This window comes from Arsenophonus sp. aPb, from assembly GCF_029873475.1.
Lineage (GTDB): Bacteria > Pseudomonadota > Gammaproteobacteria > Enterobacterales > Enterobacteriaceae > Arsenophonus.
Genome location: NZ_CP123499.1, coordinates 1,069,522 through 1,083,163 on the forward strand (window position 1 = coordinate 1,069,522; position 13,642 = coordinate 1,083,163).

General features: G+C 39.7%; 10 protein-coding genes. 4 read left to right on the forward strand and 6 right to left on the reverse strand.

The genetic code is table 11. The features are described from left to right. The first annotated feature begins 218 nt into the window (after nucleotides 1-218). Nucleotides 219-758: a replication initiation negative regulator SeqA gene (gene seqA, locus QE177_RS04745; protein WP_280551574.1), complete on the forward strand. Its 540-nt coding sequence runs from the start codon at nucleotides 219-221 to the stop codon at nucleotides 756-758. Nucleotides 759-823: 65 nt separating this feature from the next. Continuing rightward, a complete protein-coding gene (gene pgm, locus QE177_RS04750; RefSeq protein ID WP_280551576.1) occupies nucleotides 824-2,461 on the forward strand; it encodes a phosphoglucomutase (alpha-D-glucose-1,6-bisphosphate-dependent) in 1,638 nt (545 codons plus the stop codon). A gap of 115 nt (nucleotides 2,462-2,576) precedes the next feature. Here the strand turns inward: pgm and kdpE are convergent, their stop codons facing one another. Genes kdpE through kdpA form a run of 5 tightly spaced genes read right to left on the reverse strand, consistent with a single transcriptional unit; the run spans nucleotide 2,577 to nucleotide 10,356 of the window. Next, complete coding sequence (gene kdpE, locus QE177_RS04755) at nucleotides 2,577-3,260, reverse strand: two-component system response regulator KdpE (RefSeq protein WP_280551580.1); 684 nt, start codon at nucleotides 3,258-3,260, stop codon at nucleotides 2,577-2,579. Further along, nucleotides 3,257-5,956, reverse strand: a complete 2,700-nt coding sequence (kdpD, locus tag QE177_RS04760) for a two-component system sensor histidine kinase KdpD (RefSeq protein ID WP_280551582.1) — start codon at nucleotides 5,954-5,956, stop codon at nucleotides 3,257-3,259. Before kdpD ends, kdpE begins: the two co-directional genes overlap by 4 nt. 9 nt (nucleotides 5,957-5,965) lie before the next feature. Next, nucleotides 5,966-6,559, reverse strand: a complete 594-nt coding sequence (gene kdpC, locus QE177_RS04765; protein WP_280551584.1) for a potassium-transporting ATPase subunit KdpC — start codon at nucleotides 6,557-6,559, stop codon at nucleotides 5,966-5,968. A 13-nt stretch (nucleotides 6,560-6,572) separates the two neighbouring features. Then, nucleotides 6,573-8,639 (reverse strand): potassium-transporting ATPase subunit KdpB, encoded by a 2,067-nt coding sequence (kdpB, locus tag QE177_RS04770; protein ID WP_280551586.1) that lies wholly within the window; start codon nucleotides 8,637-8,639, stop codon nucleotides 6,573-6,575. Between the two features lie 10 nt (nucleotides 8,640-8,649). Further along, nucleotides 8,650-10,356, reverse strand: coding sequence for a potassium-transporting ATPase subunit KdpA (kdpA, locus tag QE177_RS04775; protein WP_280551588.1), 1,707 nt, complete (start codon nucleotides 10,354-10,356; stop codon nucleotides 8,650-8,652). Nucleotides 10,357-10,820: 464 nt separating this feature from the next. On the opposite strand from kdpA, the gene QE177_RS04780 reads away from it, so the two are divergent. Together QE177_RS04780 and QE177_RS04785 are read left to right on the forward strand one after the other, a co-directional pair. Continuing rightward, nucleotides 10,821-11,024, forward strand: a complete 204-nt coding sequence (locus QE177_RS04780; protein WP_026822776.1) for a YbfA family protein — start codon at nucleotides 10,821-10,823, stop codon at nucleotides 11,022-11,024. Nucleotides 11,025-11,158: 134 nt separating this feature from the next. After that, nucleotides 11,159-11,902: a type 2 GTP cyclohydrolase I gene (locus QE177_RS04785; RefSeq protein ID WP_280551591.1), complete on the forward strand. Its 744-nt coding sequence runs from the start codon at nucleotides 11,159-11,161 to the stop codon at nucleotides 11,900-11,902. A gap of 141 nt (nucleotides 11,903-12,043) precedes the next feature. Here QE177_RS04785 and QE177_RS04790 read toward each other — a convergent pair whose 3' ends face one another. Beyond that, nucleotides 12,044-13,339 carry a citrate synthase gene (locus QE177_RS04790; protein ID WP_280551593.1) on the reverse strand — a complete coding sequence of 432 codons (1,296 nt, stop codon included), beginning with the start codon at nucleotides 13,337-13,339 and terminating at the stop codon, nucleotides 12,044-12,046. Nucleotides 13,340-13,642: the final 303 nt, after the last annotated feature.

Sequence of the window (13,642 nt, forward strand, 5' to 3'; positions counted from 1 at the left end):
TATTTATATGAATAATGTGATTAATCTCCGATATCAATAAAGATATTTTTGTTCTTAGTAAGCTAAAGTTATTAAGCTATTTCTATACTAATTGAGAATCAAGACGAAAACTTTTTATGAAAAGACCAAGTTAAGTAATTGAAATATTCATTGTTTTGTTTTTTAGGTTTATATCTTATAATTGGCAGGTAATTTTAATTAAAACAGATTGAAATAACATGAAAACGATTGAAGTCGACGAAGAACTTTACCGCTATATCGCGAGTCATACCCAGCATATAGGTGAAAATGCATCGGTTATATTAAGACGTCTATTAGGGTTTGACGTTAGTCAGTCGCATATGCCACTCTCGATAACCGTAAATAATATAGCGGCTGAAGTGAAAAAAAATAAATCAGTTTCTTCCTACGATGCAGCAAGTGTGATGCATGATTTACTGCTTTCTAACGATTATGCCACTAAAAGCAAAGCGATTGATCGCTTTATGCTTATTTTATCCACCCTATACAATTTAAACAAACCCGCTTTTGTAGCAGCAACAGAAGCAACCCATGGCAGAACGCGTATCTATTTTGCTAGCAATAAACAGACCTTATTAGCTAGTGGTAAGCAGACAAAACCTCGCCTGATACCTGATACTCCTTATTGGGTAATCACCAATACCAATACCAATCGTAAACGCAATATGATTGAACAAATTATGCAAGATATGAAGTTTCCTATTGAACTGGTTGAGAAAGTGTGTGGTACGATTTAAACAAATATTATTGGTCACTTAGTGATTATGGCTATGTGTACCGCTGTCCCTTCGGAGAGAAATAAGTGGCATTGCATAAACGTGCTGGGCAATCTGCCCAACAAAGTGATTTAATTAATATTGAACAATTGGTTGCACAATATTATTCGCTACAACCACAAGAAAAAAAACCTGCTCAAAGCGTTCAATTTGGTACATCAGGTCATCGTGGTAGTGCCTGTCGTAGTAGTTTTAATGAACAACATATTTTAGCTATTGCCCAAGCAATCGTAGAAGTTCGTCGATTAAATGGTATTACTGGCCCCTGTTTGGTGGGAAAAGATACGCATGCCTTATCCGCACCGGCTTTTATGACGGTTGTTGAAGTCTTGATCGCGAATGGGGTTGATGTCATCGCGCAGCAAGATGATGGTTTTACACCAACACCGGCTATTTCTCACGCTATATTGGATTATAATCGCCAGCACGAAAAAAAAGCGGATGGTATTGTGATCACGCCTTCACATAATCCGCCAGAAGATGGCGGGATCAAATATAATCCGCCACATGGTGGTCCGGCTGATGAACGACTGACGGTTGAAATTGAGCGGCGAGCGAATCAATTCATTGCTAATCAATTATCGGCTATCCAACGCATCAATTATCAAATCGCTATTAAAGATCCACACTACCAGCAACAAGATTTTGTTGAGCCTTATGTGGTTGCTTTGCGTGAAGTTATCGATATGGCGGTGATTAAAAAATCCGGTTTAAAAATAGGTGTCGATCCGTTAGGTGGTGCTGGAATAAATTATTGGAAACGCATTGCTGAATATTATCAACTGGATTTAGAGCTAGTTAATGAACAAATCGATCCAACATTTAGTTTTATGCCTTTAGATCACGATGGTGTGATCCGGATGGATTGTTCTTCGCGTTGGGCGATGAAAGGCTTATTGGATTTGCGCAATAAATTTGATTTAGCTTTTGCTAATGATCCTGATTATGATCGCCATGGAATTATAACCCCAGCGGGATTAATGAATCCAAATCATTATCTCGCTGTTGCTATCGATTATCTCTTTCGCCATCGACCACAATGGAAAAAAGAGGTTGCGGTAGGCAAAACATTAGTTTCTAGTGCCATGATTGATCGTGTGGTGGCCGATTTAGGCCGCGAATTAATTGAAGTACCTGTTGGTTTCAAATGGTTTGTTGATGGGTTATATCAGGGTAAGTATGGTTTTGCGGGTGAAGAGAGTGCCGGTGCTGCTTTCCTCCGATTTGATGGAACACCTTGGACGACAGACAAAGATGGTATTATTCTCTGTTTGTTAGCCGCCGAAATAACAGCGGTGACCGGGAAAAACCCGCAGCAGTACTATCAAGAACTTGCTCATCGTTTTGGTGAACCTTGCTATAGCCGCATTCAAGCTAAAGCGAGTCATAAACAAAAACAGCGTTTAGCTAAACTGACCGCTGAAATGGTATCGGCAGATATGTTAGCGGGTGATCCGATTATTGCCCGATTAACCAAAGCGCCGGCTAATGGTGCATCTATTGGTGGTTTAAAAGTAATAACGGATTATGGTTGGTTCACTGCGCGACCTTCAGGCACCGAAGAAGCTTATAAAATTTATTGTGAAAGTTTTCGTGGTAAGGAGCATCTTAAGTTGATTGAGCAGGAAGCTATCCAGATTGTTAATCAAGTTATTGCAGATTGAGCAGTTTATTATTTAGTAAAAACCATCTAATAGATCTGTTTAGTTAAAAATTGATAACAACAATGATAATGCAATAATCAAGTGCATTATCTTCATAGGAGTAAGTAAGTTACCATTAAGGCATAAAACGATAGCCAATTCCTGTCTCAGTGAGTAGGTGTACTGGCTGAGTGGGATCATCTTCCAACTTCTGCCTTAAATGTCCCATATAAATACGTAAATAATGGTTATGTTCAATATAGTTAGGTCCCCATATTTGTCGTAGCAGATGACGTTGAGTTAATACTTTGCCGCTATTAGTGATAAATTCACTGAGTAAACGGAACTCAATTGGGGTAAGGTGGAGTTCTTGCTGATTTTTAGTTACTCGCCGATTGATTAAATCAACACTAATATCACCAAACCGAAATACGGGATCTGGCTGGTTTTTACGTGCATAGCGACGTAGAGCAACTCTTACTCTAGCTAACAGTTCACTAATACCAAATGGTTTGGTTAGATAATCATCGGCACCGGCATCAAGTGCCATAACTTTATCTGTTTCATCTGCCCGTGCCGAAAGTACCAATACCGGAATTTGACTCCATTGGCGTAAGTCACGGATCAAATCAATACCGTCACCATCAGGTAAGCCTAGATCGAGGATCAAGAGATCAGGTTTGCGGGTCGCTGATTCGATAAGTCCTCGCTGATAAGTTTCTGCTTCATATACACGAAAATTTTCACCTTCAAGTGCCAGTTTGACAAATCGTCTGATCTCTTTTTCGTCTTCAACTATTAAAATATTGTGCTGAATCACTCTGTCTCAATGGCCTCTTCAATCGCAGGGACTTGTATTAAAGGTAAAACAAAGTGGAAAGTAGCTCCACTCTTTTTATTATTTTCCGCCCAAATTTCGCCGTTATGAAGCTTAATAATCGCCTGGCAAATAGCCAGTCCTAGACCAACACCAGGAATGGACGATTCTTTTTTAGCCCGTGAAAATTTATCAAAAATAAGTTCTTCCTGTCCTTCCGGTACACCAATACCTTTATCCCAAATCTCAATATGGACATATTTACCTTGTGGGTAGGCATCAATACCGATCGGTGAATTTTCAGCAGAGTATTTAATCGCATTTTCCAGTAAATTAATGATTACACGTTCGAGTAAATTGGCATCACAATAGAGTAATAGCTCAGCAGGAACATTAATTTTAGTTGGATGGCTTTTTAAGGCATATTCGAGAGAACGTAATGCACTGCCGATAATTTCTTGTAATGATTCCCAGGCAAGTGTTGGCACAATGCCACCGGATTGGATCCGCGCCATATCAAGCAAATTATTGACTAATCTTGATGTACTTAGGATTTGCTGACGAATTTGGTTAACCTTTTCCGTATGGGGTGAATGTTCAGCGCTTAATTCCAGCATCAATATTTCTGCCTGGCCAAATATTACCGTCAAAGGTGTGCGCAAATCATGAGAAAGAGCGGCCAATAAAGAGTTTCTTAGTTGTTCCCGTTCAGCATCCAGTTTGGCTGATTCTGCCTGTCTAGCAAGTTGTAATCGTTCAAATGCATTGGCAATCAAGCCAGTAAAAGTTTGTAGCAGTCGTTGCTGTTCTGGAATTAGTAATTGACGTAAATTTTGCGGTTCAATAGCTAAAATGGCTAAAGTTTCTTTTGAAGTTGCAATCGGTTGTAATTGGTAAGGCACGCTAGGTAGGGTATCCGTTCCGGCACCAGCTGGTTGATTTTTATCAAAACTCCATAATGCAATAGCTTGATCAATTTGCACCTGACCATAGTCGGCCAATTTAAGCGCAACCAGTTGTTGCTGCTCGTTGGGTAGTAACAGGCTGACTTTAGCTTTAAAGGCATTGGAAAGGAAGTGATAACCGGTTTTTGCAATATCAATTTCATTCAGCGCTCGGCTTAACTCTTTGGTCATTTCGTAAAGATGGCGAGTCCGTTGCTCACGATAACGAGCGACTCTGGCTTGATAGCGCACTCCCGCAGCGAGATTGCCCACTAAAAGACCAACAACCAGCATAACAATGAAGGTTATCAAATATTGCATGTCAAAAACAACAAAGGAAAAATGGGGTTGGACAATAAAAAGATCGAAACCAATAACATTAATAAATGCGGCAAAGATAGACGGATTTCGGCCATACAACAGAGCGATAATAACTACCGCTAATACATAAACAGTAACAACATTAGCCTGATCGAAATTAAGCAAAAAGCGATTAGAAAATAGAGTGATGGTAATACATAACAGAGCGGCAAACAGGTAACCCTGAATATTTCCTCGCCATTTGTCATTTAGCGGCCGGCGTTCGCTCTCTTTTTCCCACGCGGTATTTTCATCTAACGCAATAATAATCAGATCTAAATCCGGTCCTAGTTTACCTAAGCGTTCAGCAAAATAAGGGCGTATTTTCCAGTTGAGCAGTTTCCAAGCCGTATTTTGCTTACGACCAATGACTATTTTACCTAGGTTATGTTCCCGGGCATAATCTAAAATGGCTTTTTCTTCATTGGCATCAGCTAAGGTTGAGGTCTCTGCGCCTAAATCTTGGGCCAGTTTTAATGCTTTTAGAATGGCGCGTCTTTTCTCTTCTGCTAATGCATGTAATTTGGGGGTTTCAACATACACAGCATGCCAACTGCAACCTAGTTTGGCGGCTAGTCTGGCCGCCGCTCTAACTAATTTTTCATTTCCTGTGTTGTGGCCAATGCATACTAATAAATTATCGTGAGTGTGCCAAACTTGAGAGTAACCTTGAGTATCGCGATACTCACGCATTTGATTATCGACCCGATCAACCGTACGTCTTAGTGATAACTCCCTTAGCGCAATTAAGTTGCCTTTGCGAAAGAAATGTTCAATGGCTCGTTCGGCTTGTCCGGCAATATAAACCTTTCCTTCATTCAGTCGTTGGCGCAGGTCGTCAGGTGGTAAATCGACTAAAACAATTTCACTGGCTTGGTCAAAAATATGATCAGGTACCGTTTCACGGACGCGAATACCGGTAATACTGCCGACAATATCATTTAAACTCTCTAAATGTTGTACGTTAATGGTGGTTAAAACATCAATACCGGCATCTAATAACTCTTCCACATCTTGCCAGCGTTTAGGATGACGACTGCCATGCGGGTTACTGAAAGCTAATTCATCCATTAAAATAATGGCGGGGTGACGTGCTAACGCACCGTCTATATCAAAGGTATTAATTTTACGTCCGTGGTAGCGGATCCGTTTTGCGGGCAGTTGCGGCAAGCCTTCCAATAGAGCCGCAGTTTCTAAGCGATTGTGCGTCTCTACCACACCGATGACAACATCAAGCCCTTGTGAACGAAGCCGTTGGGCTTCTTGTAGCATTGCATAGGTTTTTCCTACACCAGCGTAGGCGCCGAAGAAGATCTTTAAGTTGCCGCGAATTTTTTCATTGGCAATACTCAATAAATCTTCAGGGGTAGGGCGTTTAGGTTCCTGGCTCTCCATCAATCAACCTTATTGTATTTTTGCATTTTCTGATTGTTCAAGCGCGTCAAGGGCAATATTAAGTTTAAGCACATTAATAACAGGTTGACCTAAAAAACTTAAAAAGGGTCGCTCGGTGTTAGCTGCAATCAGGTGTCTAATTTTATGCAAAGCAAGCCGGCGTGCTTTAGCAACCCTGCCTGCTTGAAAATAGGCTGCACTTGGTGAAATATGAGGATCTAATCCACTGGCTGACGCCGTTATCAGATCGACAGGAACGGCTACATTGTTTTGATTATTGAACATTTTGATTTCTTGAGCACGGCTAGCAAACTGTTTTTGCAATGCGGGATTATTGGCCGCCAGGTTACTGCCGCTGGAAGCTAATGCATTATATGGTGTATTAGTCGTCGCTGACGGACGGCCATGAAAATATTTAACCTCAGTAATCGATTGGCCAATCAGTGCCGAACCCACAGTCCGATTATTCTTTTCGATCAAGGAGCCTTTAGCTTGATAATTAAAGAAAGCATTTGATAAACCAGTAATAAATAATGGGTAAACAATTCCGGTTGTGATAGTTAGAAAAATAAATAACACAAATGAAGAACGTAAAACATTCATATTCAATACCTTATTAGGACATAAACAGGCTAAGCAGTAGATCAATCAATTTGATACCAATAAATGGTATAACTAAACCACTTAATCCATAGATCCATAAATTACGGCGTAATAATGCTATTGCACTCATGGGACGGTAACTAACGCCTTTTAATGCTAATGGGATCAGGCCAACAATAATTAGCGCATTAAAAATAACTGTTGACAGAATAGCTGAAGAAGGGGAGTGTAAATGCATGATATTTAAAATATTAAGCTGAGGGTAAGTAACCGAAAAAGCGGTAGGAATAATAGCAAAATATTTGGCAATATCATTGGCAATGCTAAAGGTTGAAAGAGCGCCTCTGGTCATCAACATCTGTTTACCAACGTGGACAACCTCAATAAGTTTAGTTGGATTTGAGTCAAGATCGACCATATTACCGGCTTCTTTTGCTGCCTGGGTGCCAGAATTCATGGCAACGGCAACATCAGCTTGCGCCAGTGCTGGTGCATCATTAGTGCCGTCACCTGTCATTGCTACTAAACTCCCATCGGCCTGATATTGGCGGATCAATGCCAGTTTAGCTTCAGGTGTTGCCTCGGCCAAAAAATCATCAACGCCGGCCTCAGCGGCAATGGCAGCGGCTGTCAAATGGTTATCACCGGTGATCATCACGGTTTTAATTCCCATCCGGCGCATTTCGGCAAAGCGCTCTTTGATACCTCCTTTTATAATATCTTTTAATGCGACCACACCAAGAATTTGCTGATTCTCAACAACAACTAATGGTGTTTCTCCTTTCCGGGCAACTTCTTCGACTAATTTTTCCGTTTCGGCTGGGAATCTGGCATGACTTGTTTCTAGGTAACGACGAATAGAATCGGCAGAGCCTTTTCTGATCACACGATCACCCACATTAACGCCACTCATCCGTGTCATGGCGGAAAAGGGAACAAATGTGGCATTTAATGCTTGTAGATCACGCTCGCGTAAATTAAACAATTGCTTAGCTAAGATAACAATGCTACGCCCTTCTGGTGTTTCATCAGCCAGCGACGATAGTTGGGCCGCATCAGCCAGCTGTTGTTCTGTAACACCTTTAAGGGGTAAAAATTTAGACGCCTGGCGATTACCGAGAGTAATAGTACCCGTTTTATCGAGCAATAAGACATCAACATCTCCCGCCGCCTCTACGGCACGTCCACTGGTGGCAATGACATTTGCGGCTAACATCCGACTCATACCGGCAACGCCAATTGAAGAGAGTAATCCGCCGATGGTAGTCGGGATCAAACAAACTAATAATGCAATCAGTACCACAATAGAAATTGGACTACCGCTGCCGTTCACCTCAGCACTAAATAAACTAAAAGGATAAAGTGTTGAGCAGGTTAATAGAAAAATAATGGTTAATGCAGTTAATAGTATGATTAACGCGATTTCATTAGGTGTTTTGCGCCGTTGAGCACCTTCTACCATAGAGATCATACGATCAAGAAAAGTTTCACCAGGATTAACCGTACATTGGATAATTAACCAATCTGACAGTATCCGCGTTCCGCCTGTTACTGAAGAAAAATCACCACCAGACTCCCGAATAACGGGGGCTGATTCACCGGTAATCGCACTCTCATCAACGGAAGCGCCGCCTTCGAGAACTTCACCATCGCAAGGAATAATTTCGCCTGCTTCAACCAGTACGATATCGCCTTTTCTTATTTGGTCAGAGTTAATTTTCTCTTTTGCTGCCTGATAATCGGCACTGGCTAAACGTGTAGTAACACTTTGTTTTTTGACCCCTTTCAGGCTAGCTGCTTGCGCTTTACTGCGCCCTTCAGCCAGTGCTTCGGCAAAATTAGCAAATAGCACGGTAAACCATAACCAAACCGCAATTATGCCGGTAAATAGTGCATTACCGTCAACGGATGGTGTAAATAATTGATAAAACCAAATGAGTGTCGTCAATATACTGCCGATATAAACGATAAACATAACTGGATTGCGCCATTGAATCTGTGGCGCACATTTTTTTATAGCGTCAAATACTGCTTGGTGGATTAATTTCTTATCAAACAATAGACTGGTATTTTTGTTCATTTATAGTCCCTTATTGGGCGGAATGCCAAAGTTGTAAATGTTCAGCAATTGGCCCAAGTGCCAGGGCAGGCACAAAAGTGAGTGCACCAATAACGAAAACCGTCAATATTAATAAGCCAATAAAGAGTGGGCCATGAGTAGGTAATGTGGCAAAGCTTTCAGGCTGACGTTTTTTGCCTACCATAATCCCAGCAATAGCCATTACTGCGGTGATTAAGCCAAAACGACCGATAAACATAACAATACTCAGCGTAATATTATAGAACAGATTATTGCTATTTAATCCGGCAAAGGCGCTACCGTTATTATTCGCCGCTGAAGAAAAGGCATAAAGAACTTGACTGAAGCCGTGAGCGCCAGGATTTAAAATAGCACTACGTCCTGCTTCGGTAAAAAGCGCCAGTGCTGTACCAAGTAACGTTAAAGCGGGAGTGATTAAAATAGCAATAGCGGTTAATTTCATTTCCTGAATTTCAATTTTTTTGCCTAGATATTCAGGTGCTCGACCAATCATTAATCCCGCCAGAAAAACGGCTAACATGACAAATAGTAGCATACCGTATAATCCAGAACCGACGCCGCCAAATACCACTTCGCCAAGTTGCATAAGCCACATTGGTATCATCCCCCCTAATGCAGTAAAAGAATCATGCATGGCGTTTACTGCGCCGCAGGAGGTTGCTGTCGTGATAACAGCATAGAGTGCTGAATTTAAAATCCCAAAGCGGCTTTCTTTCCCTTCCATATTAATATTGCTGTTGGCGCCTGAAAACATCAATTGGGGATTACCTTGCGTTTCTGCATAGACGACGATAGTGATAGCAATAATGAAAATAATTGCCATCGCCCAAATTAATGTTATACCTTGGCGACTATCACCGACCACGCGACCGAATGCAAAACAGAGTGCGGTAGGAATTAAAAGAATGGCAATCATTTGGCTAAAATTAGTTAATGCAGTAGGATTTTCGAAAGGATGCGCTGAATTTGTGGCAAAAAATCCGCCGCCATTCGTGCCTAATAATTTAATTGCTTCTTGCGAAGCAACAGGCCCCATGGGGATGATTTGGTTTTGATTTTGTAATGTCTCTACTACTAGATATGGCGAAAAATTTTGTAACACACCTTGGCTAACAAAAAATAAGGCAAAAATAAATGCCAGTGGTAGCAAAAGATAGAGTGTGATACGAGCAATATCTATCCAGGCATTGCCTAGGGTTTTTACGCCTTGGCGTGCAAAGGCGCGGATCAACGCGAAGGCTACCGCGATACCGGTCGCGGCAGATAAGAAATTTTGTACCGTTAAACCCGTCATTTGACTAAAATAACTTAAGGTGTTTTCGCTACTATAAGCTTGCCAGTTAGTATTGGTGATAAAACTAATAGCGGTATTAAGTGCAAGATCCCAATCTAGATTGGCGAATTTTTGTGGATTGAGTGGTAGATTTTGTTGATTGATTAATAGCAGAAAGAGAAATATGCCACCAATAATATTGAACAGCAACAGCGCGATAACGTATTGTCGCCAATTCATTTCATGTATTTCACCGCCGGGTTTACGTAACCGGCAACAACTCCATAAGCCGGATTCCATTTTGAAAACCCAAATCGGTAAATCACTTTCAATCAATAAAGCGATATAATTTCCTACAAATTTAGCGATTACCAGCAAGAGAATTAAAAAACTGGTAATTAATAATAAAGTACTACTTACCATTTAAAAATCCTCCGCATGAATAAGCGCATAAATCAAATAGAGAAATAATATTCCAATTAGAATGATCCCTGTGATAGTAAAAATGGACACAGTTTGTCTCCTCCTGCTTTTGATGTACAGAGCTTAAGTTTTTCAATGCAAAGAATCTGATAAAAAGTCGGCACCTAGTGTAAAAATAGTATAAAAATGCCAATATAATAGTTTGTAAGTTATTACTGTTATCGTAAATTCTTGTTATAATAAATAAACCATAGTTAATATATGGTTAATATTTTGTAATAATAATTGATTTTTTATTGATTAATAAGTAAATAAATTACGATATAAGGAAAAGTGCTGAAAAAAACAGCAAAAAAGTGGTCTGATGAGTAGTAATGGTCGTTTTTATCAGATAAAATTTTCATTAATTATACAATATATCTCAATTGGTTATATCAATTGATAACTTTATAAGGAGGATCTTTATGTCCGAGTATCGTCAATACCCTTGGCATCAAGTTCTCTTGCGTCGTGTTGGTGTTGTATTATTAGGCATTGTGGCTTTTCCTGTCATGATTTTTCGTCGTGACCGTAGCCGCTTCTATAGTTACCTACATCGCATGTGGCTAAAGACTAGTGATAAACCTGTTTGGTTAGCCAGCGCTGAAGATACGCAATCGATGAAGTAATTAATTGATTAAAAAAATAAAACGTCCTATTACTTGTGGTGATAGGACGTTTTTGTTTTGACGTGCGGTGAAATATATTTTTAAGTTTATTATTTAATTAAATAAATCAGTTTTGCAAATAGGATGGCTTAGTAATGGATAATGTTGAATTAGAGCAACTAATTAATACGCACTTAAATATTAATGAATATCAAGATTATGCGCCCAATGGGCTTCAGGTTGAAGGGCGCTCAGAGGTAAAAAAAATAGTAACCGGTGTAACAGCATCGCAAGCATTACTTGATGAAGCGGTAAAATTAGCAGCAGATGCAATTATTGTTCATCATGGTTATTTTTGGAAAAATGAAGCCGCTGTTATTCTTAATATGAAGCGTATGCGCTTAAAAACATTGCTTTGTAATGATATTAACCTTTATGGCTATCATTTACCCCTTGATGCCCATCCCATTATGGGTAACAACGCGCAGTTGGGAAATATCATGGAGGTTGAGATCGATAGCTATATTACGCCCTTATTGCCAATAGGTAAGTTTGCGCAACCGATAACACCTGATGATTTAATGGCGCGTTTAAATAATCGGTTAGCTCGCGAACCATTGTACTGTGGTGATAATGGCCCAAAAAACATCCGCACCATTGCCTGGTGTACCGGCGGCGGACAGAGTTTTATTCAACAGGCAGCTGAGGCTGGCGTTGATGCTTTTGTGACCGGTGAAGTTTCTGAGCAAACTATCCATATTGCTAGAGAAATGGGGATCCATTTTTATGCCGCAGGTCATCATGCAACGGAGCGGTTTGGCGTTAAAGTGTTAGGTGAATGGTTGCAAAAAGAGTATGGGTTTGCGGTTACTTTTGTCGATATAGCCAATCCTGCCTGATTTTTGTCAAAATGAACACTAAGCTAGCTAAAAAACGTTAAAAGTTAGTTTATCTCTAAACTGTGTCTTGTATTCTATGTGGTTGTTGATTAGGCAAAATAAAATAGTCAGACACAGTCTATTTTTCAGAATAAAAATTAACTATTTTTTGGTTAAATCGCTTTGAAAATCTCTTTGTTTATAGCCGGTATATAATTGGCGCGGACGAGCAATTTTTAACTCTTCATCATGCATTTCATTCCAGTGAGCAATCCAACCAATGGTACGAGCAATAGCAAAAATAACCGTAAACATAGTTGTTGGGATCCCTATCGCTTTTAAAATGATGCCAGAATAGAAATCCACATTGGGATAAAGTTTTTTCTCAATGAAATAGGGGTCATTGAGGGCTATATGTTCTAACTGTTTGGCAACTTCTAATATATTATCATTTAATTCAAGTTCTTTAAGTACTTCATCGCAGGTCTGCTTCATGACAGTGGCTCTGGGATCATAATTTTTATAGACCCGATGGCCAAATCCCATCAAACGGAAAGGATTATCTTTGTCTTTTGCCCGTTTGATAAACTTAGGAATATTTTCGACAGTTTGAATCTCTTCTAACATGCGTAAACAGGCTTCATTGGCGCCACCATGAGCCGGACCCCAAAGAGAGGCAATTCCAGCAGCAATACAAGCAAATGGATTAGCGCCAGAAGAGCCGGCGGTTCTTACCGTTGAAGTTGAGGCATTTTGTTCATGATCAGCATGTAGAATAAAAATGCGATCCATAGCTCGTTCGATGATTGGGTTAACCCGATATTTTTCACAAGGTGTAGCAAACATCATATGAAGGAAATTTGCTGAATATGAGAGGTCATTCTGCGGGTAGATAAAAGGTTGACCAATAGAATATTTATAACACATAGCTGCAACGGTAGGCATTTTCGAGAGTAGTCTAAATGCTGCTATTTCACGATGACGCGGATTATTAACATCCAATGAATCATGATAGAAAGCCGCCAGTGCGCCAGTGACACCGCAAAGGATTGCCATTGGATGAGAATCGCGCCGAAAACCTTGCAAAAGCCGAGTAATTTGATCGTGGATCATGGTGTGTTCGGTGACAATTTTTTTAAATTTGTCATAATCGTTTTGCGAAGGTTTTTCACCGTAAAGTAGTATATAACAAACTTCTAAATAAGTAGAATTGGTAGCTAATTGATCAATAGGATATCCGCGGTGCAAAAGAATACCTTTATCTCCATCTATATAGGTAATTTTAGACTCGCAGGATGCGGTTGAGGTAAAGCCAGGATCGTAAGTAAAATAACCTTTAGAGCCTAATCCTCGGACATCAATTACATCGACCCCAAGTGTCGGGTTTAAAACTTCAAGCTCAATTTTTTCTGCATCTTTATCGACTAATTCTATAGTCTTTTTTTCTTTGCCTGCCATTACGGGTCTCCTTAGCGCTTAAACGCAATTTCCGACAACCATGAAAGCATGATAAAACGCTTAGAAATTGCATGATATTTTATTAGTTAAAAGGCTTGAATCATGATTTTTTAACGAAGTTTTTATCAAATGAAATTTTTTATTAACATTTCATAATTTATTATGTTCCTTATACATTTTAAATTATATCAACAATAACATTAGGTTTTTTATGGATAACAATCTAGCATTTTTATTTTACATAATTTCTTTTTTTTGTGTGGTAATAATGACTAATTAATTCAACTTAATCATATGTAAGAT